Below are 22,917 nucleotides of genomic sequence, written 5' to 3'. Positions count from 1 at the left end.
ATGGCAAAAAGTTCTCGTGATCAAAGCATGAATGCGGTGCAGCTGCTCGTGGTAGTAGGCTCTTTCATCGCATTGTGCATTACCGGTGGTCTACTTGTAGCGGCAACAGCAATTCCCGTGGTTGCTTCAGCAGGAACCGCGGCAAACGCTGGATTGGCACTGTTCGATGATCTCCCCACCAAGATTGACTTCACGCGTCCATCAGAGCAGTCGGTTATCCGAGCGGCAGACGGTTCAGAAATTGCACGTTTCTACGCAGAAAACCGCATCGTTGTAAACTCTGAGAGCATTTCGCCACTGATTAAAAACGCCGTCATCGCTATCGAAGACGAACGTTTTATGCAGCACAACGGCATTGACGCCCAAGGTATTATTGGCGCTGCACTCAACAACTTTACTGGTGGCAATCTTGCCGGTGGATCGTCTATTACCCAGCAGTATGTGAAGAACGCCCTGATAGAAGAGGGGCGCATCGCTAACGACGCCGAACAGATCAACCAAGCTACTGCCACCACGATTACTCGAAAACTCAACGAAGCGCGCTATGCCATCGCGATCGAACGCCAGCGTACGAAAGATGAAATCCTCACCGGATACCTCAATATCGCCCAATTCGGTCCATCCCAGTGGGGTGTTGAGGCAGCTTCTCGCTACTTCTTCTCCGTTCCTGCCAGCCAAGTAACGCTCGAACAAGCTGCAATGCTTGCCGGAATCACCCAAGCGCCGAACCGCTGGAATCCCATCAAAAATCCTGAGGATGCCAAAGCCCGTCGTGATGTTGTGTTGAGCCAGATGGCTCGCCTTGGTTACATCACCAAAGAACAGCGCGACGCCGCAATCGCCGTCCCGATTCAGCAAATGCTTCACGTTACGCCCACTCCAAATGGTTGCGCCGCGGCAGGTAACGCAGCGTATTTCTGCGAAACGGTTGTGAACGACGTCCTCAACTCTTCGAGCTTTGGGAAATCGCGCGATGAGCGTGTTCGCTTGCTGTACCGCGGTGGTCTTGAGATCACTACCACCCTTGATCCGAAAGCCCAGGCGAACGCTTACCAATCTCTCACAGCTAACCTGCCGGTCAATGATCCTTCAGCGATTCAAGGTTCGTTGAGCGCTATCGAGCCTGGCACAGGAAAAATCCTCGCAATGGTGCAAAACACCAATTATGGTGACGCTTCTAAAGAAGATCCCCATGCCACTAAGCTCAACCTTAACGTGGGCCGCCTGCGCGGTGGCGGCGGAGGCTTTCAAGCTGGATCAACGTTCAAGATTTTCACGCTCGCACAGTGGTTTAACGCTGGAAAGAGTGCGTCTGACCAGGTAAATACTTCTGAGCAAACCTACCCTGCATCGGCGTGGAAGATTTCCTGTATGCCGAGCGCAACGGGATCCTTCGGGCCAAAGAACAACGAAGGCGAAGGCGGCGGTATGCGTAGCGTCGCTGAAACCACGGCAAGGTCGTTGAATGCAGGTTTCGCCGCAATGGCAACTCAGCTTGATCTGTGTGACATCACCAAGATCGCAAAAGATATGGGTGTTGAGCGTGGCTCCCTTGCTACCGCAAAGGATGCCGCTGAACTGGCTCAACTCGGTGCAAAAGAAGGCGAACCGCTTCCGCTCGTACCTAACCCCAGTATGATCCTTGGAACGAACACGGTAACCCCGCTTTCGATGGCAAATGCAGTGGCAACGCTCGCTGCTGACGGAAAGATGTGCACGCCGATTTCCTTCACTGAGATCAAAGATCGCAGTGGAAAAACGCTTGCCAAGCAAGATCCAAGTTGCCGCCAAACTATTGAAGCTGAAGTTGCGCGTCGCACCACGGCAGTGCTTCAGCAAGTTATTTCTGCTCGTTACGGAAGTGGTACCGGTGCACGTCTCGCCGGTGGACGCCCAGTAGCGGGTAAGACGGGTACGGCGAACAACGCTTACCATGCATGGTTTGTGGGCTACACGCCGCAGCTAGCTACAGCAGTATGGACTGGGCATATGTCTGGCAACGAGCCGATGCTCAATGTGGTGGTCAATGGCCGGCGCTACAGTGTTCTTTATGGTGGCACCGTGGCGGCATCTGCCTTTGCCGACTTCAATAACGCATTCCTTGCAGGAAAGCCGCATGAATCCTTCAAGTCGCCTTCCGCTCCAGTGACTACAACTGTTGAAGAAGATCCGGCTAAGAAGGCGCAAGAGCAAACTCCTGACCAGCAAAATCAACCTGTTGGAGTTCCTAACGTGGTGGGTCAGGAAATGAACCAGGCGGCAAAGGCTTTGCGTGCTGCGGGCTACAAGGTGACGGCGTCGGGCGCATGGTCCGACAAACCCAAGAACACCGTGGTGGCTACGAACCCAGCACCTGGAACTGCGATAACGCCAGGCGCTTCAATCGATATCGTCGTCTCACAAGGCCCTAAGCCGTGAAGCTAAAGCCGTTTCTGTGGGCAGCACCTTTCGTTTTAGGCGCGGGAGTGTGCGTAGGCTCGATTATTAACGCACATGCCTATCGTTTACGACGCCGCAGCGTATTGCTTCCTGATGGTTCGACGCAGATTGCCACGGCCGACGACGAAGCGCGCGCTGTGCGTGAATCGCGGATTGCGTCCGACACATTGCGCATTCTTCATATTTCCGATGTGCATTTGATGACTCGCCAGGCGAAGCGAATTGCTTTCTTGCGGGATTTGGACGTGCAGGCACCGGATCTGATTGTGATTACCGGTGATCTCATTTCTCAAGGTAGTGCAGTTGATCCGCTCATTGACGCGCTTTCGATTTTCAAAGGCGTGCCGGGAGTATTCGTCTTTGGTTCGAACGACTACCATGCGCCGAAGTTGAAAAATCCGTTCCGCTACTTGTGGCGTAATTCCTCGGAAGATTCAGGCTCAAAGAAGTCAGGAGCGAAAGAGCCTCCTGCCTCGCTCCCAACTGCCAAATTAACGGCACGGTTGGAAGAATTGGGTTGGGTGAATCTCAATAATTCTCGCACCCAGGTATCCATCGGAACGTGGAGTATAGACCTCGTGGGTGTGGACGATCCGCATATTCGGCGCGATGCATTCCCTGCGGCGTCGTCAGATTCAGATACTGCGCGTGGACGGCGAACGATCCGTATCGGTGTAACTCACGCTCCTTACGCCCATGTTTTGGATACGATGCATGACGACGGATGCCACCTTATCTTTGCTGGTCACACGCATGGTGGTCAGGTATGTTTGCCAGGCCATCATGCGCTGGTCACGAATTGTGACCTGCCAAATCGCTATGCTTCGGGACTTTTCCGCTGGCCACTGGAAGATAAAGCGCCGGTACGTGGGGACGGTGCAATCATTGGTTGGAATTGCGACGAAGAGCCCCAGACTTCTTTGGTGCAGGTTTCAGCTGGGCTAGGTACCTCGCCATTTACTCCATTTCGCACTTTCTGCGCGCCAGAAGTAATCCAAATGGATGTTATAAGTCTCTAATTTCCACTATCTCGATGTTTTCGGATATTATGGAGAAGTTGCATGGTTTCTTAGGAAATCATTTCGGGGTGTGGCGCAGCTTGGTAGCGCGCTTCGTTCGGGACGAAGAGGCCGTGGGTTCAAATCCCGCCACCCCGACTCAGACTGGCGTAGATTGCTTCACGAGAAGTTTTCACAGGCAGTTGGTGGAGGCGTTTCGCAGTTTGTGATTCGTCTCCATTTTCTTATGTACATTCCATTTATTGCCACCGTATTAGACAATGATATGGCGCGAATGAGAGGGCAAATAGATGAAAATTGTGGTTGCTTATAAATGGGCGCCGAACCCACAAGACGCTTCTGTTTCTAATGAAGGCGTTGTTACCTGGGGAAATAAGCGTGCGATTTCGGAGTACGATCCGGTTGCGATGCGAGTTGCGCGACTATTGGCTGATGCCACTGGCGCTGAACTCATCGGTATTACAGCAGGCGATGTGAGTGCGGCGACGCCGAAAGCGACGCAAGCAGCAGCAGCTCGCGGACTTGATCAGCTCGTTGTGGTGGCGGACGAAACTTTGGCTGCGGCGTCGGCCGATACCTACGCACGTGTTTTGGCTGGTCTTGTGCGCCGGATTGGTGACGTAGATCTGATTATTGCTGGTGATTCCTCGGCGGATGTGGGCGGACGTTCAGTTCCAGCCCTTCTCGCGGCCTACTTGGGAATACCCGCTTTCGCCGATGTGAGCGAGATTTCTCCGCTTGACGACGGCCTCAAAGTCACGCGCCACTTCCAGGGTGCACACCAAGTGCTTAAACTGAACGGTGCAGCGGTTCTTTCTGTCACTACCGATGCCTCGTCAATCCCGTTGATCGGTATGAAAGACATTATGGCGGCTCGCAAGAAGCCGGTTGAAAAAGTGGACTTGGCGGAGCTGGAAATCGAAGTATCAGCTGGTGTCGCTGAGGTGACGGGCACCGAGAAGCCAGCAACTCGCGAGCGTAAGCATATTATTTTTGACTCTGCTGACGCTGCTAAAGAATTGGTGGCTGCGCTGCGTAGCGAAGGAGTGTTGTGAGCATGAGTGTTTGGGTTATTGCAAGTAGTTCTGCAAGTATTTCTTCAGTGCTTGCTGCTGCCGGGCAGGATGCAAACTTGCTGATCGTTGGCGACGACGCGCTCGCCGCGGCGCTCGCACAAGCTCCGGTTGTAAAAATTGTGCATGTCCGCACCAATACGGTGGCAGAAATGTACGCTCAAGCGGTGGGTGCATGGCTCGCTGAGCAGGGTGCACAAACAGTTTTGGCAGCTGATTTCGCTCCTGAGCGATCGCTTGCCGCGGCTGCAACGGCAGCTATGAACGGCACGTGGATTTCTTCGGCAATCGCCTGGGACAATTCTTCTCGCAGTGCAACTGTGCTGGTAGCAGGTTTGGCTCATGAAACAGTTTCCGTGCAAGGGCCAGTCGCTTTGACGCTTCCTGCTGGTGAAATTCCTGACGGTGGAAATGCAGTTGTTGAGATGCTGGAACTTACTCCATGGGATGGGGTTTCAGTGCTGGAAACGCAACCGATTGTGGCGTCGTCGGCAGATCTTTCGCGAGCCGACCGTGTGATTGGTGTAGGGCGCGGCATTGCAGAGGAAAAAGACCTTGCGATGATTAGCGAACTCGCCGAAGCGATTGGTGCGCAGGTGGGGGCTACTCGTCCGCTGGCGGAAGGGCATGGTTGGTTTGATTCCTATATTGGTTTGACTGGTCAGACCATTGCAGCAGAGCTTTATCTTGCGATTGGTGTGTCGGGGCAGATTCATCACGCTGGCGGTATCCGCGACTCGAAGATTATTGTGGCGATAAATGAGGATCCGCAAGCACCTATTTTCCAAGAAGCGGACTACGGCATTATCGGCGATCTGTATGAAGTAGTGCCAGCTCTGCAAGCTTCACTCTAGCCATAAAATACTAGTTTATGGCTTTGTGATGTACTGATTCACAAGCCACACACACTCGTCAAAAGTTGACATTACTGGGGGTTTTGGGCGCAAAAAGCACCCAAAACCCCCAAAAATTCTCTCCCACAGCTGAAAATTTAGGTCTTTAGTACCAGATCGTTTTATTGTGTAACTAAAGCACCCGTGTGTAAGTGCCGCCTATGGAACGGCAATGGCATGAAGTGTGAGCTAGAGAAGTCCTCTAGCCCCAAACATCTTTCGGGATGTCTGGAAAACGAAGGAAGCAATATGCTGAACATTATTGGTACCCTCATCTTTGGACTTGTTATTGGCGCTCTTGCCCGTCTATTCATGAAGGGCAATCAGAATATTTCGATTCTGGCCACGATGCTCCTTGGTGCATTGGGTGTAGTAGTTGCAAACGTAGTGCTGCAACTTTTCGGTTACCCGGCAGATACTGGTGGAATTGACTGGATTCGCTGGGCAGTATCGACACTCTGTGCAATCGTTGCAATTTCGATTTACCTCGGCGTGCGTTCTGGTTCGAATCGATAATCGAAAAAACGATAACCCATCAATCGATAGTTATCGGATCATAACTTAATACAAACGAGAAAGAGGGGCAGCCACCCACGCAATTCGGCTGCCCCTCTTTTGGGGAGTGGCGATTCTGATGCTTTTGGGGCACTACTTCCAAAAGCTGAACCGCCAGTTCTCACTTTGCACTCATACACGCAACGACGGGAGAAAACCCTCGGAGCAAGATTCGTCACTCTCGCCGTCGTCAATATCTAGTATGAGCACCCATTCTTGGATTACCCGCAAGTCTTTCTGAGAAAAGGCTGGGAATCCGATTTTTAGTGCGTGTGAAGCATATTTTTTGGCTCTAATTCGCCGAACATTACAATAATGTTGTGTGCGTCACAAGGTGGCACATGCTTGCTTGCGCTCAATCTTGCTTGATCCACGAAACGGCGAGAAAGCCTACTCCTGTACGTAGTTTTTCTTACCCACCAGGTGCCACAGGACCTCTACGCAGATTGCCCCTATGAAGCCGATACCCAAACCAGTGAGCATCATCATCTCATTTGAGGAGTCGAGTATGAAGAGCCGCTGTGTGAACTCGCAAGTGAAAATAATTGAATAGGCTACCAGTGGCAAGGTAAGAAGAAGTATCTTCCACCAATTCCAGGGGCGTGCAATGAGTGCCACCACCCAGGTTGCCGGCACAATAAGCGCCACCAAAGCTGCGGTGGATTCTTGTATATGACGCGCCGGTACATGCCCACCGGATGCCACCATATAGGCAGTAAAGGCGCACAAGCCAACAATCACGCCTGCAGGGGCAGCAAAGCTCAATACTCGCCTCACAAAGCCGTCACGCGCTCGCTGATTGTTCGGAGGTAATGCCAAGAAGAAGGCAGGAATACCGATGGTAAACCACCCTGTAATCGACACATGAATCGGCTGGAACGGGAACGGAACATTCGAAAGCAGCACAAGCGTTGCAATGAGCACCGAGTAGATCGTTTTTGTTAAGAACAGGTTGGCAACTCGCTCAATATTTCCGATCACCCGCCGACCCTCACCCACTACATAAGGCAAGGTAGCAAACTTATTGTCGAGCAATACGATCTTCGCAACGGAACGTGCCGCCGACGATCCCGTTCCCATCGCAACGCCAATATCGGAATCTTTCAGGGCTAGTACGTCATTGACGCCGTCGCCCGTCATTGCCACGGTGTGCCCGCGTTCTTGGAGCGCACGCACCATTTCTCGTTTCTGTGCGGGAGTCACGCGCCCAAACACCTGTGCGTTTTCCACGGTTTCTCCGAACGACGCCGGATCCGTGAGCGTGCGAGCGTCTACCGTTTCTCCCACATTGACGCCGAGCCTGCGTGTTACTGCGGCAACCGACTTGGCATTATCGCCGGAGATGATCTTGAGATTTACTTCCTGCTCGGCAAAGTAAGCCAATGTATCGGGGACGTCGTCGCGCAGCTTTTGATCGAAGAGCACCAGGGCGAGTGGGGTAACGTCGCGTGCCACATCGACGTCGGCAAAAGGCTTGTTCACTATGCCAAACATCAGCACACGTAGACCTTTATTACCGAACTGTTCTGCCTGATTTCCCGCCTGTGCGTTCGGATCGAGTACGTCCGGCGCGCCAAAAACGAAACTGTGTACGGCGTCGTCGTACTGGAAAGAAATACCAGCCCATTTATCGGCTGAGCTAAAAGGCTTGCGCTCGTGTACGTGCCACGCATGAGCTGGCTTTTTGAAGGCGTCGCACAGAGCTTGTGTGGTGGCATTCGGATCGGGGTCTGCCCAGGCGAGCTGGGCAAGAGCCTCGCGATAAGCCTCAGTGTTAGTATCAGCCAACGCTACAATCTGCGAAAATTCGAGCGTATTCTCGGTGAGTGTGCCAGTTTTGTCGGCACAAACCACGTCCACGCGTGCTAGACCTTCAATAGCCGGAAGCTCTTGAACCAAACATTTGCGCTTGCCTAGGCGAATCACGCCCAAAGCAAAGGCAGTGGACGTGATGAGAATGAGTCCTTCTGGAACCATGGGCACCAGCGCACCGGTGATCGCAAGAATTACTTCACGCCAATCTGCCGGGCCGTCCTGACGCATCTGCGCGATGATGGTCAAGATTCCCACTGGTATAAGGATCAGCGTGATGTATTTGAGGATCGAATCGATACCAGCTTGCAGCTGAGACTTGTGAAGCGTGAATTTCGATGCCTGGGTTGCAATTTGCGCCGCATACGACTCCGCTCCTACCTTCGATACCCGGAACTTTCCAGTTCCTACCACCACAAATGAGCCTGAGACTATAGGGTCTCCTGGCTCCTTGACCACCGGATCAGATTCCCCGGTGAGCATCGATTCGTCAACAGCTAGATAGTCCGCCGCGAGCACTTTGCCGTCCACCACGATCTGGTTGCCAGCTTTCACAACGACGACGTCGTCCAACACGAGCTCTTCTTGAGTCACCTCGCGTTCTTCGCCGTCGCGGAGCACAATTGGGTGCTCTTCGCCGATCAAGCTCAAGGATTCCAAGGTGGACTTGGCACGTAGTTCTTGCACGATTCCAATGAGAGAGTTCACGACGATAAGCACGCCGAATGCGCTGTTTATCCATGAACCGGTAATGGCAACCATGACAAAAAGTACACCCAAAATCGCATTGATGCGGGTGCAAACGTTATCGCGAATAATATTTGCAACGGTCTTGCCACTGCGGGGTGGAAGCTTATTTATCTGGCCATGCTCGATGCGTGTTTGTACTTCTGCCGCAGTAAGACCCTTGATTGTGTCAGGCGAATTCTGAGCCTGGTGAACAGTATTGTTCATGGCGTATCTGTTCCCTTCTAGCTGCGCTAGCATTGCATATGCACAGCATATCAGGCAGATACGTCATGAACTTATATTTCTTGTCATTAAGCTTCTTCGCTGACTAGCAACTCAATTTCACAAATTCCCGGACGTACTGCTGGGGATAGAACCATTTTTTTGGAATTATCGGAGGCAACGCACAAAAATCCGTCAAGTTGCCCACGATGCATCTCGCACATGATTGGATCGATACTTCCATCAATATCCACAAATGGGCATGCACGCATTTGGATTGTGTGTTGTGTATTGGGTTTGACAACTGCGTCATGTCCTGCTGCAGATGCGAGTAGACGCACTACTCCTAGCAACTGTGTATCGTCAAACTTTTTCACATCATCAAATGAGACGCCGATATCATCGAGGAAGTTTTCGACGTGTGGTTTGAGATCGGAAGCCCATTCCATACCCATCTCATACGCTTTTTTCTCTGGATCGGGTGCGCACTCTTTCAGCATTTCACAGATACCGCGCACGAACTTTGTTAAGTAGGCATCGGTGATGACTTCATGCTCAGGGGCTGTTGTGTAATATGCCCATGCAGGGCGACCACGCCCCGTCGTCTCAATCTTGCTACGCTCAACTAGACCAGCCGCTACGAGTGCATCAATGCTCTCACGCACCGAATTTTGATGCAGTCCTTGCATCTCGGCAATTTCGGCAATAGATAGCGGTTCAAGAAAGGTTGAAAGATATTTCAACATTGCTTGATGAGCGGGTGAAAGATTCATAATCGCGTTACATAAAACACCCGAACTTTTTGGGGGATTCACTCTCATCATTGACACCATTTCTCATTAAACCGACAAACCCAACAAATTGAACATACCAAACTATTCACAAACATTTCATATTTCGTGGTGCAGTGTTGATATTTGTACAATATTTACCAGCGGCACCAACCGTTCTGACAATATTTTGATTTGAATAATTATGCAAATAATAAGCGGCTCTGGGTGGGTATTTTAGAAATTTTCTGATTTACGAAATGAGTCCTTTAATTAAAGATTAAAGTATTTTTGGCGACTTTTTGCTACCGTGTTCCTGTAATTATCTCTTAAGTGATTTTCTATACATAGTGGGTATACACGGTTATATGGTCGTAAATGTGAATGCTGTCGACAATCGTCGCTGTTTGAGGTGGAATAAATTATATTTCAACTGTGATTGGCGCTAGGTTTAGTGGTTCACGGCTATTATAGAGTTATATGTGTTGTGTTAACAGCGGCTAGTTGAGATAAGTTTCCAGCTTTACCCTAAATTTTTCCTTGAAAGGATTTTCGTGCGCAGTTCAGTTTCAGCACCCACCTATGAACTCCGTGATTCATGGGGTAGAACTGCACACGATTTGCGAATCTCTCTTACGGATCGGTGCAATCTGCGTTGCTCATACTGTATGCCACCGGAAGGCCTTTCTTGGTTACCTACCGAAGAAACGCTCACCAACGATGAAGTAAACCGTCTTGTAAAAATCGCTGTTGAGCTGCTTGGAATTAATAAAATCCGTTTTACTGGTGGCGAGCCACTTTTGCGCAAAAATTTGGATGCCATTATTGCTTTCGCGCACGGATTAGAAACAGTTGATGGCACTGCGCCGGATCTTGCCCTCACCACTAACGCACTCAGCCTGGACAAACACGCTCACGCACTCGCAGCGGCAGGTCTGAACCGCGTGAATATTTCGCTTGATTCCATTGAGCCGCAGACATACGCGCATATCGCGCATCGTGATAGGCTTGCAGACGTTTTCCGTGGTATTGATGTAGCACTTGACGCTGGTTTGACGCCCGTCAAACTGAACGCCGTGGCTTTGCGGGGCGCAAATGAGGACGGGTTGAACGACCTCCTCCTCTTTGCTCTGCGCCGCGGATTACAGTTGCGTATTATTGAGCAGATGCCTTTAGGGCCACGAGAAACATGGTCGCGCAGCAATATGGTGCCAGAAGAAGAAATCCTTGAGATTTTTTCGCAGAAATTTGAGTTGACTCCCGCCCAGCACGGTCCTCATTCTCCTGCTCGACTTTGGAACGTTGCAGGGAGTGCCGATCATCCCGCGGGTCAGGTTGGAATTATTGCCTCAGTAACTCACCCCTTCTGCGGAACCTGTGATCGCACTCGACTCACTGCCGATGGGCAAATGCGCACGTGCCTCTTTGGGAACGTGGAAACCGATCTGCGCACGCCGCTACGTGCTGGTACTACTGACGACGAAATCGCAGCTCTGTGGCGCGATGCCATGGCTTTGAAAAAACCGGGTCATGGTATTGACGATCCCAGTTTTGTACAGCCTCAGCGGTATATGTCCGAAATCGGGGGATAGCCAGCGGAAGCGAAACCAACAATCAGGCGGAACCGACCCACTCGTCGGTGTCGTCGGTGAAAACTTGGCGCTTCCACACGGGTAACTTTTCTTTGATGGTGTCTACAATATCGACGATTGCAGCGAAAGATTCCTGCCGGTGGGCACTCGAAACCGCAGCTACCATTGCTAAATCACCAATATTGAGCACGCCTACGCGGTGATAGAGCGCTACTTGTACTTGTGGGTGGCGCTCCACGATCTCCTGTGCTACCTGCGCAATCACCTGCTCGGCTGTTGGGTGGCAACTGTATTCGATACCGGTAACGCCGCGACCGTCGTCGTGATTGCGAACTTTGCCTTCAAAGACGACGCACGCACCTGCTGCGTCGCTGTCCACCAAGGCGGCAATAGCAGCAGTGTTGAGGGCGACTTCGGACACTCCCGTGCCGCGGATCTGTGAAGTGGCGTTTACCATGATCTCCTACCGTGCTGAGAATTCTTCAAAATCTTCAAGACACACTAGCATGGATTTAGGAGGAATTATGAACGATATTAAACTTACGCACCTTGATTCAGCAGGCAAAGTGTGGATGGTGGACGTTACCGAAAAACAACCTACTGTGCGTGCTGCGCGTGCCCAAGCCAAAGTGCTGTGCTCTGAAACCGTGCTCGAAGCGCTGCGTAACGGAAGCGTTCCTAAAGGTGACGTGCTCGCCGTCGCCCGAATTGCCGGTATTTCGGCAGCGAAAAAGGTGCCGGACCTCCTGCCGCTTGCTCATACCATTGGAGTGCATGGTGCCGAGGTGGATGTGACGCTGCATAGCGATCACGTGCTCATCACTACTTGCGTGCGTAATGCTGATCGAACTGGCGTAGAAATGGAAGCACTCACAGCAGCCACGATTGCGGCGCTCGCGGTAATTGATATGGTCAAAGGCGTGGATCGCTCGGCGGTGATCAGTGAATGCGTGATCACCCATAAATCGGGAGGCCGTTCAGGCGATTGGGTGCGTCCTGGTTATGAGAGTGCCGCGCCCGGCTCGCAAGCGGACTAGATGCTTCAAAATCGCACGAAATACATCAAACTTAGTGTGATGCTAAGTCAATTAAGCCTTCGCTAAATTCTAGAAAGTTCTAGGTAATCTATGCTCAGCCCTGAAGAGTATCTCCAGCTTGTTATTCGTAATCTTCAACCACACGCATTACCAGCTGTAACAGTTGATTTTCATGAAGCGGTGGACCGAACCTTGGCTCAAGACGTTACGGCTCAGCTCAACGTGCCACCCTTTAATAACTCGGCAATGGACGGATTTGCTGTGCGTACAGTGGATTTTTCAGGTGGGCCGCCCTACGTGTTGCGGGTGGTTCGCGATATTGCGGCTGGTACGCGGGAGATCGACGGCGTTTCTAGTAGCGATGCTGGCGATGGTGCGATCGACGCTATGGCTGCGCGAATTATGACTGGTGCGCCGGTTCCAAGCTGGGCGGACGCCGTCGTCAAGATTGAAGATACGGAAGCTCCGCGCGGTGCATCGGAAGCGCCGGCGCAGGTGACGATTGGTGTTAAGCCTACTGCCGGGCAAAACGTCCGCTTTGCTGGCGAGGATGTGCGGGTGGGTGACACTGTGTTGAAAGCCGGCAACACGTTGAATGCGCTCGCGATTTCTACTCTCGTGTCGATCGGGCAAACGCGTGTGAGCGTGGTGCGTCAGCCGCGAGTTGCGGTTATTTCTACTGGTTCTGAGCTTGTGGATCCGGGAGTTGTTCCGGAATTTGGGCAGATTCCAGATTCTAATTCGGTACTCATTTCCCATTTGGCGCAGGCGGCAGGAGCCCAGGTGGTGGGCGTGTATCGCTCGGGAGATACTGCCCGCAGTTTCGCTCAAACGCTTGAATTAGCTGCTCAAGACGCCGATCTGATCGTTACGTCCGGTGGAGTTTCGATGGGAGCTTTTGATCCGGTCAAAGAATTTGGACAGGCCCACGGCTTCACGTTCGAAAAAGTTGCCATGCAGCCAGGCAAACCACAAGGTCACGGGATTTATCGCGGAGATTCGGGTGACGACGTCGGCGTGCTGAGTCTGCCGGGAAATCCCGTGTCGGTTGCGGTTTCTTTCGCGTTATTTGTGGCCCCTACGATTGCGAAGCTGTTGGGTAAAGAGGTGAGTGAACAACCAGAGCTCCTCTCGGCTCGTGCCGGTGCGTCGTGGAAGTCACCAGCAGGTAGGCGGCAATATTTGCCGGGAAAGTTGACGTGTTCTCGGGGCGAGCTGGAGATTACGCCGATCCATGCGCTCGGTTCAGGATCGCATTTGGTGGCTTCGTTGGCGCAAGCGGATGCGCTCGCGGTAGTGGAGGCAGACGTTGATCACGTTGCTCAAGGAGATCTGGTAAACATCCAGCTTATGGGCGTGAAGCGCTGGTAGTGAACGTAGGGATTCAAGCATAGTGCGAACCTGGGTAATTCATCCGCGGTGCGGAACCCTGCGCACCCGTCCGTGGTAGCGGACTCAGTGATCGTCGCCGTGCATCTGAGACACGGTGTGTTCGAGCATTGGTAGAAGCACGTTAAGGGCGTCTTTAACGCCATTTGGTGAGCCGGGAGCGTTTACCACTAAGACTCGGTGCAGACCTGTGACCAGTACTCCCGCTCGTCCGCGGGACAGAGCAGCGCCATGCACGCCACGTTTCCACCCCTCGTAGCGAATCGCTTCCGCAATGCCAGGAATATCGAAGCGCAGTAGGGTGTCCATGGCGCGCGCTGTGAAGTCTTGCGGCGCAATGCCTGTTCCGCCAGTTGTAAATACTAGGTCGACCTCGTGGATTGCGGCCGTTTGCACTTCTTCGGCAATGGAGCGCACGTCGTCGCGAGTCACTCCGGTGTAGAGAACGTCTACTCCGGCATTTTTCAGGAGGTTTACCGCGAGCGGGCCAGAGATATCGTCACGTAAACCGGCAGCGGAACGGTCGGAGATCGTGATGACGGCGGCGGTAATTTTCTTGGCGCTCATTACTTCCTCTTTACTATTTCAAGATAATTCTTTGAGAATATCTTAACCTAAGTATTGCTTGGAGGTGAAAAATTTTAATTGGCATTTTGCGATTGTGCTCATAAGCTGGAGGATAGTCGGAGTTTGCAGGGCAAAGCTACCTGCAAATACCGACCACCGCGCAGAAAGATTAACCTCAAGAAAGATATGCATGCCATGACTCAACGCTGCCGTCTACATTCTAAGCGAACGCAATTCTTGGTGATTGGGTTTGCAATAGTGGCAAGTATGCTGCTTGGGGCTTGTTCTAGCGCGTCACAGACGCACGGTGAGGGAACGACGTCGGGCGAAAAAGCAAACAACGCTAAACAGGAGCGTTCTGGCTCGTATTCGAACGCAAACACTGAAGAAATTACGGTATTTGCCGCAGCTTCCCTGAATGCGGCGTTTCCAGAAATCGCCGAGAAAGTGCTCGCTAAAGAATCTCCGCAGGTGAAGGTAACTTTTTCTTTCGATGGCTCGTCTGCGCTGGCTGAGCAGATCAAGAATGGAGCGCCGGCTCAGGTATTTGCCTCGGCCGACGAGGGAAATATGGCGAAAGTATCCGATTTCGTGAATACCCCTGAGAAATTCGCCAGCAATTCGCTCAGTTTGATCGTGCCGGCCAATAATCCGGCGCACGTGGCGTCGATTGCCGATCTTCGCGGCACTAAACTGGTGATATGCGCTGCTCAGGTGCCTTGTGGTAAAACTACGAAGAAACTTGAGGAGCGCCTTAAGGTTTCCTTGGAGCCGGTTTCTGAGGAACAAAGCGTGACGGGCGTGCGCACAAAAGTTGAGTCCGCAGAGGCCGACGCCGGGTTCGTCTATCGCACGGATGCGCAGCTTGCGGGCGAGAAAGTGAAAATCGTGGAAGTGCCCGAAGCTGCTAGCGTTTCTACCACGTACATGCTTGCTACATTGAAAAACAGCTCTGAATCTGCGGCTGCGCAAGCTTTTGTTGATGCCGTAAAATCTCCAGCAGGGCAAGAAATTCTTCACAAGTACGGCTTCGTGCCAGCGAAGAATTTGTGAAGATCATTCTGAATCCGAAAAATAAGGATATTCATGCGTTTTCTCCCACGATGGCTTCTCGCGCCGGCGATGATCGCTGTCGTCTTTCTCAGCCTCCCGCTCGTGGCGATAGCCGTGCGGATCCCGTGGAGTAGCTTCTTTACAGTGCTCCAAAGCGGCGCGGCTCAAGACGCGATTGAACTTTCGCTTCTTACGTGCGCGGCTTCGACGCTCCTGAGTGTTGGGCTGGGCTTTCCGCTTGCGCTAGTTTTTGGACGGGCCGGTGAGCAGGGGAAATTGCCGTGGTGGCTTGCCGTGTTGCGCGCTCTTGTTACGGTTCCTCTGGTGATGCCGCCGGTGGTAGCTGGAATTGCGCTACTCACCACTTTTGGACGCAATGGTATTCTTGGCGGTTCGCTTTCTGCGTTTGGAATCTCGATACCCTATACTACCTGCGCAGTTGTGCTTGCTCAAACCTTTGTGTCGATGCCGTTTTTGATCGTAACCGTTGAGGCGGCGGTGAAAACTCAGGGTACTGCCTACGAGCGCAGAGCCCATCACCTTGGCGCGAGCCGGTGGCGGCAGTTTTCGCGTATTACTGTGCCCTTACTCATGCCATCTTTGCTGGCAGGAGCGGCGTTGGCCGCGGCTCGGAGCCTCGGCGAATTTGGCGCTACAATCACATTCGCAGGTTCAATGCAGGGCATTACTCGCACATTGCCATTGGAAGTTTATCTTCAGCGTGAGGTGAACGTGGACACGGCGCTTGCGCTTTCGATGGTGCTCATCAGTATTGCGCTGCTGCTCACCTTGGTTACCAATGCGCTCGAATCTTATGGTTCGCGTCGTTTTCGCAGGTCTGCCAGTGTAGCTGCGCAGATTTTGGACGACGACGCTGCCGCTGCTGTGCCTGCCGAGCGTTCGGTGTTGCCACAACTACAGCCCTCATGGCCTGTGCTGCCGCCTGAACAGCAAATGCGGTCTGAACGTCAAGAGCAGCATGAACATTACGTGCGGCCTGCTCAGCCTGCTCAGCCATGGAAAATTCGCGTAGATGTGCCCGACTGGAACATTGACATGGAGATCGCATCAAGCACACACAAAGTTCTGGCACTTATTGGCCCGAACGGTGCTGGGAAATCTACCACAGCCCGCTTTTTAGCAGGTGATTTACCGAGTAATAAACTGGGAAGCCGATGCCGTTCGCAGATTCAGGCAAAGATCGGTTTTCTGCAGCAAAATCCGGCGCTTTTTCCGCATATGTCGGTGCTGCATAATGTGGCGTTTGGGCCGCGTTGCCAGGGGAAAACTCCGCAGCAGGCGTTAGACATAGCGCGGCAAGAGCTCGTAGCGGTGGGAATGGCGGATTTTGCTGATTTCGCGCCGCATGAACTCTCGGGTGGGCAAGCCCAGCGGATTGCGCTTGCCCAGGCACTGGCAGTGCGTCCAGATCTACTCGTTCTCGACGAACCCTTTGCGGGTATCGATTTCCAAGCCCAATCGATTTTGCGAAATATTATTCACCAGCGCACGCGCCAGGGGCTCGGTGCTGTGTTGATTACCCACGAACTGCTTGATGTGGTGTCGCTTGCCGATGATATTGCTGTGCTTGAGCAGGGCAGACTCGTTGCCTGTGCTCCCATCGACTCCATTATCAACAATCCTCCCAATGAATTTGTGGCCTCATTCTTGGGAGTAAATTTGCTGGTAGGAGAGTATTTCGACGAGGCTGTGCGCGTCACGTCCACACTCGCTGTGCATAGCACTGACGTTGACGACATAGTTTCGCAAGGTGCTATAGCGGCAGCAATTTTCGATCCTGCGGCAGTCGCGCTTCATGCACACAAAACTGGTGGTTCTCCACGCAACTCGTGGAACGGCATCGTCACGCGCATTCAGATGCAGCACGCGACTGCGCTGGTATCGGTGCTTATCGACGGCGCGCATGCAATAAAAGCCTTGGTGACGGCGTCGGCAATGGTGCAACTTGACCTGCACGAAGGTAAGGAAGTGACTGCCGAAGTCAAAGCGACGCAGGTGAGAATTACTGCGCGGGACTGATCGGGATGTCTACGTCAGTGGCGTGGAGGAGGTCGATGAATTTGATTCGGCCTACGAGCGGTGTTCCGATGCCAGTGATGATTTTAATAGCTTCGATAGCCTCAATCACGCCTGTTTGACCAGGTAGTGCGCCCAGTAATCCGATTTCCACGCCGCTTGGAATGGCATCGACTGGCGCTTCGTGGGGAAATACGTCGCGCAAGGTGATACCGTTCGGAGCTGGCATTCCGTGTTCGACGGCGCTCTTGCCACTCCAAAACACCGATACTTGAGCTTGCCAGCGCTGTACAGAAGCCCAGACCATCGGTTTTTGCGCACGTGCAGCCGCATCCGAAATAACAAAACGCACTTTTTGGTTGTCGGTTCCTTCCACTACAATGTCGTAATCTGCGAGGATGGCATCTACATTGGAATCGTCAAGCCGTAGTTGGTAGGTGTTTATCGTGAGGCTCGGATCCAATTCGAGCAGGCGTCGCTTGGCGCTGCTGACTTTTGGCTCGCCAATTGCGGCGTTGGAATGGATCACTTGCCGTTGCAGATTTGATAGTGAGACGACGTCGTCGTCCACAATGCCAATTGTGCCGATACCTGCCGCGGTCAGGTAGAGAAGAGCGGGTGAACCTAAACCACCAGCTCCAACCATGAGCACGCGAGCGTTGCAGAGGCGACGCTGCCCCTCTTCGCCCAGTTCAGCAAGCACGAGGTGGCGAGCGAAGCGCTCCTTTTGGGCGGGCGTTAGTTCAGCGCCCACATCAACGAGTGGCTTCACGATCAGCCTCCTGCGAAAGGTGGGAGAACGTCGATAGAGACGCTACCAGCAGGAATGATAGTTTCGCTGCTTGCGTGGCGCCCATCGAGAAGAAAAGAGCTGAAACCGAGGATACGCACGAGATCGCTTCCGTTGGGTAGCGATGCGTGCTTTGTGGTGATTGCGTCAATCAAAGTGGCGATTGTGGAATTTTCAGCCAGAGCGTAGGTGTCCTCGGTAATTCCGGCCGCGGCGGCGGCGGAAGCAAAATATCTTATTTTAATGTTCATACGGCTCCTTACAGGAAGAATAATCGGTAGCTAGACTACTTGGAAAATGCCGTTGTGGGGAAATTATTCTGCGGGTGGCGGGAGTGGTGTTGCAGTGGTTGCTGAACGTAATACATTAGGCATATGAGATGCGAATGCTTCTTGAACTTCGTCTACTAAATCGCGCATCGCAGCGACTGCAGCGTCAGCGTCACCCGCGTAAATGGCCCGCGCTATTTGTTCGTGATTGTGAATGGCGCGGGGCTCCGGTACTGGTGGCATGAGATTAAGTTGAGTACGCCATGTGAGCACTGATTCAATCACAGTAGATAGAGCAGCGAACATTTCGTTCCCGCAGGCCTTGAGGATTAGGCGATGGAAACGAATGTCCCACTCCATAAACTCCGGTCCCGCACTCTCTAAGCCGAGTTCCACTACTTTCAAGCCCGCTTTAAGAATCTCTGTGCGCTCATCACGAGACGCATATTTGGCAGCAAGCGCAACGGCTCTCGTTTCAATTGCCATTCGCAGATCTGTTAGCGATTCCATTTGGCGCTCGCGACCTTCACCGGAAAGACGCCATCTGATTACGTCAGGATGGAACACGTTCCAATATTGCATTGGTTGAACAATTAAGCCACGACGACGTTGCGCCACGGTGAGACCGCATTCTTCCAGTGAGCGCTGTACGTCGCGTGCTACGGTACGTGAGCACTCAAACTCCGCTTCTAAGTCGGCTAAAGTCATCACCGAGCCTGCTGGGAGAATTCCGTTGGCGATACGTGGACCAACTATTTCCAGTATGCCTCTATGTCGCGATCCGGGTGTATCCATAATTCCTAAACACTAGCATTTTTATGCTGCTACTGATAGTACTTTGGTGGCTATTGCATTGACTATTTCGGTGCAGAAGATACCTGCGTGTCAAAAAGATATTTTTATTGCTTGTTAAAAGTAATACCTTTAGACTAGATTAGTCTTAACTAATCACAAGGCAGTGGTTAGTTAGGTTCCTTTGTTGAGATGAAAAACATTCATCTGAGCGAATTCTCCTGAATGGACAGGCGAATTAAATTAGGCACCTAAATCAACTCACATATGGAGATAACGTATGAAACCGATTCTTCTTGCGGCTGAGCCTTGGGTACAAACGATGAGCGCAGGGCCGTTGCTACTGATTGCTGTAGCAGCAATTGTGCTGATCCTCGTCTCTGTAATCCTGCTCCGCCTGCATGCATTTCTAACCCTTATTGTTGTGAGCTTATTAACGGCGGTTGCTGCTGGTATTCCTGCTTCACAACTACTATCAACTCTCACCAATGGATTCTCGTCCACTTTGGGATCTGTTGCGCTCCTTGTTGGAATTGGTGCAATGCTCGGAAAGCTGGTTGAAGCTTCCGGCGGTGCGAAAGTTCTGGCTGACTCTATGGTGCGTATCTTCGGAGAGCAGCGTGCACCTCTTGCGCTTGGTGTGGCATCACTTATCCTTGGCTTCCCAATTTTCTTTGATGCCGGATTTATTGTGATGCTGCCAGTTATCTTTGCTGTTGCACACCGACTTGGCGGGAACATTTTACTCTACGCAATTCCTTCGGCAGCGGCGTTCTCCGTGATGCATGTATTCCTTCCGCCACATCCGGGTCCGGTCGGCGCTGGCACAATTGTTCAGGCGAACATGGGGCTTGTGATGGTGCTTGGTATCGTCGTAGCTATCCCATCGTTCTACGTTTCCGGTGTTCTTTGGGGGCGTTACTGTGCCAAACATACGAATTTCAAGTTCCCGAACTTGTTTGGAACGATTGATGATGCTGATCTACCAAAGACGTTTCCACCAGTAGGCACCGTTATTTTCACACTCGTACTGCCTGCACTATTGATCTCGTTGAATACTGGCGTGAACGCCCTAGTACAGTCTGGCGTAATCGATGGTGTGGTAACCAAAGCTGAGACAAACACTAAAGCGCCGACGTCAGCCTTTGTTGAAGTGCTTCTACAAATCGGTCAAACTCCAATTGCATTGTTGATCTCAACTTTCATTGCCATTATTTTGTTGGGTCGTTATATCGGTACAGACCGTATTGGACTTGAGAAGATTATGGATTCGGCTCTTGGTCCAGTTTGCTCAGTTATCCTAGTCACCGGAGCGGGTGGCATGTTCGGTGGCGTGTTGCGTACATCAGGAATTGGTGGTGCGCTATCCGATACTATGAATAACCTCGGTATTCCATTGTTGCTAGCCACCTATCTTGTATCGGTAGCGTTGCGTCTCGCCCAGGGTTCCGCAACGGTTGCGCTCATTACGTCGATCTCTTTGATGGCACCTGCAGTCGCAGATGCTGGACTAAGCGATCTTGGCGTTGCCTGTATCGTGCTTGCTGCTTCGGCTGGATCTGTGTTTGCCTCGCATGTCAACGATTCTGGATTCTGGCTTGTTGGTCGTCTCCTTGGCATGGATGTGAAAACCACTCTTCGCACATGGACAGTGCAGCAGACGCTCGAATCCGTCGTTGGATTTGCGCTCGTAGCGCTACTGTATGTGTTTGCATGAATGGCATAACTGCTATCGATTGATTGAAGAAAGACTATGAACACAACTCGCGAACCAATCCACGTGATCATTATGGGCGTAAGTGGCTCGGGCAAAACCACAGTCGCTGGTATTTTGAGTGATCGGCTCGGATGGGCTGTTGCTGAAGCGGACGATTTCCACCCGCAAGCAAATATCAGCAAAATGGCATCAGGTGTTCCCCTTACTGATGATGACCGCTGGCCGTGGCTGGAATCTCTCCGCACGTGGATGCAGGACAAAGAATCGTGTGGTGAAAGCACGATTGTTACCTGTTCGGCGTTGAAAAAAAACTATCGTGACGTTCTTCGCCAGGGTGGTACGCGAGTTGTGTTCATGCATCTCGACGGCGATCGTGACCTTTTGGCGCGTCGTCTCGCCGCTCGGACTGATCATTTCATGCCGGTAGGCCTGCTTGACTCACAATTTGCTACTCTTGAACCTCTTGCGGCTGACGAACTTGGGCATATATGTGATATTGCAGCGACTCCGCAGAATATCGCTTCTGAAATTGAAGCTTTTTTGGCACAGGACTGGCAAGAATATGGCGGGCTGACAAAAATACGCGATCACATGCTGTCTGTTGAGAAGCGTGGGTCGTCCTCACATCCGGCACGTGCGGATATTGGCGTGTATGGTCTTGGGGTCATGGGCGCAGCTCTCGCACGAAATCTCGCTCGCAAAGGATATACAGTAGCCGTAACGAATATTGATTCCTCTGTAACTCAACAATTTCTTGCCGATTTTGGTGATGAGGGGGATTTTATTGAAGCTACCGCAGTAGAGGATTTTGCAGCTGAGTTAAAGACGCCTCGTGTTGCAATGCTTATGGTGACTGCTGGGCAAGCTGTTGATTCAGTGTCAGCGAGTTTAGCAGCATATTTCTCTCCTGGTGACGTAATCGTTGATATGGGTAACTCGCACTTTGGTGACACATGTAGGCGTCAAGAACACTTTGCCCATGCTGGTCTTCATTTTGTTGGGTGCGGGACGTCTGGCGGACAACAGGGTGCTCTGTTAGGACCAGCACTTATGGTAGGCGGTTCTGCCCACGCATACGCACGACTTGGCGCGATGTTTGAAAGCATTGCGGCAAAGGCCGACGACGGTGCACCTTGTTGCGCACACGTAGGTGAAAACGGTGCTGGACATTTCGTGAAAACGCTCCATAACGGAATTGAATACGCCGACATGCAGCTAATTTCTGAAGCTTACGCGCTCCTACGCAGTGGGTTAGGGATGTCTGCTCCTAGTATCGGCGAGATCTTCGCTGAATGGAATCAAGGTGAGTTGAACTCATATTTGACTGAAATAACTGCCGATATCCTGATCCGTGAGGATTCGCCAGGAGTTCCACTTGTGGATGTTATTGATGATGCTGCCGGTCAAAAGGGAACCGGTTTGTGGACGGCGCAAATCGCTCTTGAGTTAGGTGTTCCGGCAAGTATTCTCATTGAAGCGGTGCAAGCTCGGGTACTATCGGCTGTTCCATACCGCTCCCGCAATGCGCAGCGCAATATTATGGGCGGCGATACTGATAGCCAGCGTTGGAGCGAAAACAGTAGTGGCACTGTTGGCGATTTCGAAGAAATGATTGAACACGTGCGACGTGCCCTGTATTTAGGAAAAATCGCCTCGTATTCGCAGGGATTCTCGATCATTGATGCCGGATCGCTCGAATACGGCTGGGATATTAACAAAGCGCAGGTGGCACTTAATTGGCGTGCTGGCTGTATCATTCGCGCGGAATTGCTGGAAAAGATAAGCGACGCATTTTCGCAAGAGCCTGAACTTGATCTATTGCTCGCTTCGCCACTGTTTAGAGGTGTGATTGATGAATATCTTAGTTCGTTGCGAATCGTCACGGAACTGGCTGTATCGGCTGGTGTTCCTGCGCCGGCATTGTACGCAACGTTAAGTTATCTTGATTCATTGCGAAGTGATCGGCTTCCCACAGCACTTATCCAAGCACAGCGTGATTGCTTTGGGTCGCATGGCTTTAAGCGGGTAGATAAAGACGGGGTATTCCACGAAGAGTGGTGATCGCTTTAGCGATCATTGATCATTAAGTACCGTGTATTGATCAGTGCCGAATTTTGGGGCGGTTGGCGCAACTTCTCGATATGTTGCGATGTTTGCGAAAC

19 protein-coding genes, 1 tRNA gene and 1 pseudogene are annotated in these 22,917 nt (G+C 52.0%); 14 read left to right on the top strand and 7 right to left on the bottom strand.

What is annotated here, in order from left to right; genetic code table 11:
• The 6 genes from EZJ44_RS01825 (at nt 1) to EZJ44_RS01800 (ending at nt 5,940) form a co-directional block, all read left to right on the top strand.
• Nucleotides 1-2,418: a penicillin-binding protein gene (locus tag EZJ44_RS01825; protein WP_131279515.1), complete on the top strand. Its 2,418-nt coding sequence runs from the start codon at nt 1-3 to the stop codon at nt 2,416-2,418.
• Complete coding sequence (locus EZJ44_RS01820; protein ID WP_131279513.1) at nt 2,415-3,458, top strand: metallophosphoesterase; 1,044 nt, start codon at nt 2,415-2,417, stop codon at nt 3,456-3,458. The genes EZJ44_RS01825 and EZJ44_RS01820 overlap by 4 nt, the downstream gene beginning before the upstream one ends.
• Before the next feature lie 64 nt (nt 3,459-3,522).
• A tRNA-Pro gene (locus EZJ44_RS01815) sits at nt 3,523-3,596 on the top strand.
• Nucleotides 3,597-3,748: 152 nt separating this feature from the next.
• Nucleotides 3,749-4,513 (top strand): electron transfer flavoprotein subunit beta/FixA family protein, encoded by a 765-nt coding sequence (locus EZJ44_RS01810; protein WP_131279511.1) that lies wholly within the window; start codon nt 3,749-3,751, stop codon nt 4,511-4,513.
• 2 nt (nt 4,514-4,515) lie between these two features.
• On the top strand, nt 4,516-5,385 hold the full coding sequence (locus EZJ44_RS01805; protein ID WP_131279509.1) for an electron transfer flavoprotein subunit alpha/FixB family protein: 870 nt from the start codon (nt 4,516-4,518) through the stop codon (nt 5,383-5,385).
• Nucleotides 5,386-5,673: 288 nt separating this feature from the next.
• Nucleotides 5,674-5,940: a GlsB/YeaQ/YmgE family stress response membrane protein gene (locus EZJ44_RS01800; protein ID WP_131279507.1), complete on the top strand. Its 267-nt coding sequence runs from the start codon at nt 5,674-5,676 to the stop codon at nt 5,938-5,940.
• Nucleotides 5,941-6,369: 429 nt separating this feature from the next.
• On the opposite strand, the gene EZJ44_RS01795 is transcribed toward EZJ44_RS01800, so the two are convergent.
• Both EZJ44_RS01795 and EZJ44_RS01790 read right to left on the bottom strand, forming a co-directional pair.
• The gene (locus tag EZJ44_RS01795) at nt 6,370-8,745 is read right to left on the bottom strand and encodes an HAD-IC family P-type ATPase (RefSeq protein ID WP_131279505.1); all 2,376 of its coding nucleotides are present in this window, start codon (nt 8,743-8,745) and stop codon (nt 6,370-6,372) included.
• A gap of 86 nt (nt 8,746-8,831) precedes the next feature.
• The gene (locus EZJ44_RS01790; RefSeq protein WP_131279503.1) at nt 8,832-9,515 is read right to left on the bottom strand and encodes a helix-turn-helix transcriptional regulator; all 684 of its coding nucleotides are present in this window, start codon (nt 9,513-9,515) and stop codon (nt 8,832-8,834) included.
• Nucleotides 9,516-10,066: 551 nt separating this feature from the next.
• Between EZJ44_RS01790 and moaA the strand changes: the two genes are divergently transcribed.
• Nucleotides 10,067-11,104 (top strand): GTP 3',8-cyclase MoaA, encoded by a 1,038-nt coding sequence (gene moaA / locus EZJ44_RS01785; RefSeq protein ID WP_206661829.1) that lies wholly within the window; start codon nt 10,067-10,069, stop codon nt 11,102-11,104.
• A gap of 22 nt (nt 11,105-11,126) precedes the next feature.
• Here the strand turns inward: moaA and EZJ44_RS01780 are convergent, their stop codons facing one another.
• A complete protein-coding gene (locus tag EZJ44_RS01780) occupies nt 11,127-11,561 on the bottom strand; it encodes a molybdenum cofactor biosynthesis protein MoaE (RefSeq protein ID WP_131279499.1) in 435 nt (144 codons plus the stop codon).
• Nucleotides 11,562-11,628: 67 nt separating this feature from the next.
• Here EZJ44_RS01780 and moaC point away from each other — a divergent pair, with 67 nt between their 5' ends.
• The gene (moaC, locus tag EZJ44_RS01775) at nt 11,629-12,141 is read left to right on the top strand and encodes a cyclic pyranopterin monophosphate synthase MoaC (protein ID WP_465251206.1); all 513 of its coding nucleotides are present in this window, start codon (nt 11,629-11,631) and stop codon (nt 12,139-12,141) included.
• Nucleotides 12,142-12,231: 90 nt separating this feature from the next.
• Nucleotides 12,232-13,512, top strand: coding sequence for a molybdopterin molybdotransferase MoeA (locus EZJ44_RS01770; RefSeq protein ID WP_131279497.1), 1,281 nt, complete (start codon nt 12,232-12,234; stop codon nt 13,510-13,512).
• A gap of 84 nt (nt 13,513-13,596) precedes the next feature.
• Here EZJ44_RS01770 and EZJ44_RS01765 read toward each other — a convergent pair whose 3' ends face one another.
• Entirely contained in the window at nt 13,597-14,097 is a 501-nt protein-coding gene (locus EZJ44_RS01765) for a MogA/MoaB family molybdenum cofactor biosynthesis protein (protein WP_131279495.1), read from the bottom strand.
• Nucleotides 14,098-14,364: 267 nt separating this feature from the next.
• On the opposite strand from EZJ44_RS01765, the gene modA reads away from it, so the two are divergent.
• Both modA and EZJ44_RS01755 read left to right on the top strand, forming a co-directional pair.
• Nucleotides 14,365-15,150, top strand: a complete 786-nt coding sequence (gene modA / locus EZJ44_RS01760) for a molybdate ABC transporter substrate-binding protein (protein WP_165496070.1) — start codon at nt 14,365-14,367, stop codon at nt 15,148-15,150.
• A 33-nt stretch (nt 15,151-15,183) separates the two neighbouring features.
• Nucleotides 15,184-17,190, top strand: a complete 2,007-nt coding sequence (locus EZJ44_RS01755; protein ID WP_131279491.1) for an ATP-binding cassette domain-containing protein — start codon at nt 15,184-15,186, stop codon at nt 17,188-17,190.
• Here EZJ44_RS01755 and EZJ44_RS01750 read toward each other — a convergent pair.
• The 3 genes from EZJ44_RS01750 to EZJ44_RS01740 form a co-directional block, all read right to left on the bottom strand.
• Complete coding sequence (locus EZJ44_RS01750) at nt 17,174-17,959, bottom strand: HesA/MoeB/ThiF family protein (protein WP_206661828.1); 786 nt, start codon at nt 17,957-17,959, stop codon at nt 17,174-17,176. The genes EZJ44_RS01755 and EZJ44_RS01750 overlap by 17 nt on opposite strands.
• Nucleotides 17,960-17,961: 2 nt before the next feature.
• A complete protein-coding gene (locus tag EZJ44_RS01745; protein WP_131279487.1) occupies nt 17,962-18,228 on the bottom strand; it encodes a MoaD/ThiS family protein in 267 nt (88 codons plus the stop codon).
• 63 nt (nt 18,229-18,291) lie between these two features.
• The gene (locus tag EZJ44_RS01740; protein WP_131279485.1) at nt 18,292-19,041 is read right to left on the bottom strand and encodes a FadR/GntR family transcriptional regulator; all 750 of its coding nucleotides are present in this window, start codon (nt 19,039-19,041) and stop codon (nt 18,292-18,294) included.
• Nucleotides 19,042-19,318: 277 nt separating this feature from the next.
• Here EZJ44_RS01740 and EZJ44_RS01735 point away from each other — a divergent pair, with 277 nt between their 5' ends.
• The 3 genes and pseudogenes from EZJ44_RS01735 to gndA all read left to right on the top strand — a co-directional run bounded on the left by EZJ44_RS01735 (nt 19,319) and on the right by gndA (nt 22,816).
• Nucleotides 19,319-20,755: a GntP family permease gene (locus tag EZJ44_RS01735; protein ID WP_131279483.1), complete on the top strand. Its 1,437-nt coding sequence runs from the start codon at nt 19,319-19,321 to the stop codon at nt 20,753-20,755.
• Nucleotides 20,756-20,791: 36 nt separating this feature from the next.
• A pseudogene (locus EZJ44_RS08815) lies at nt 20,792-21,271 on the top strand (gluconokinase); the annotation flags it as partial.
• Nucleotides 21,272-21,346: 75 nt separating this feature from the next.
• A complete protein-coding gene (gene gndA / locus EZJ44_RS01730) occupies nt 21,347-22,816 on the top strand; it encodes an NADP-dependent phosphogluconate dehydrogenase (RefSeq protein ID WP_206661831.1) in 1,470 nt (489 codons plus the stop codon).
• Nucleotides 22,817-22,917 lie beyond the last annotated feature (101 nt).

It is taken from the genome of Arcanobacterium bovis, from assembly GCF_004331995.1.
Taxonomy (GTDB): Bacteria; Actinomycetota; Actinomycetes; order Actinomycetales; family Actinomycetaceae; genus Arcanobacterium_A; species Arcanobacterium_A bovis.
This window is presented reverse-complemented; position numbering and strand designations above follow the sequence as displayed.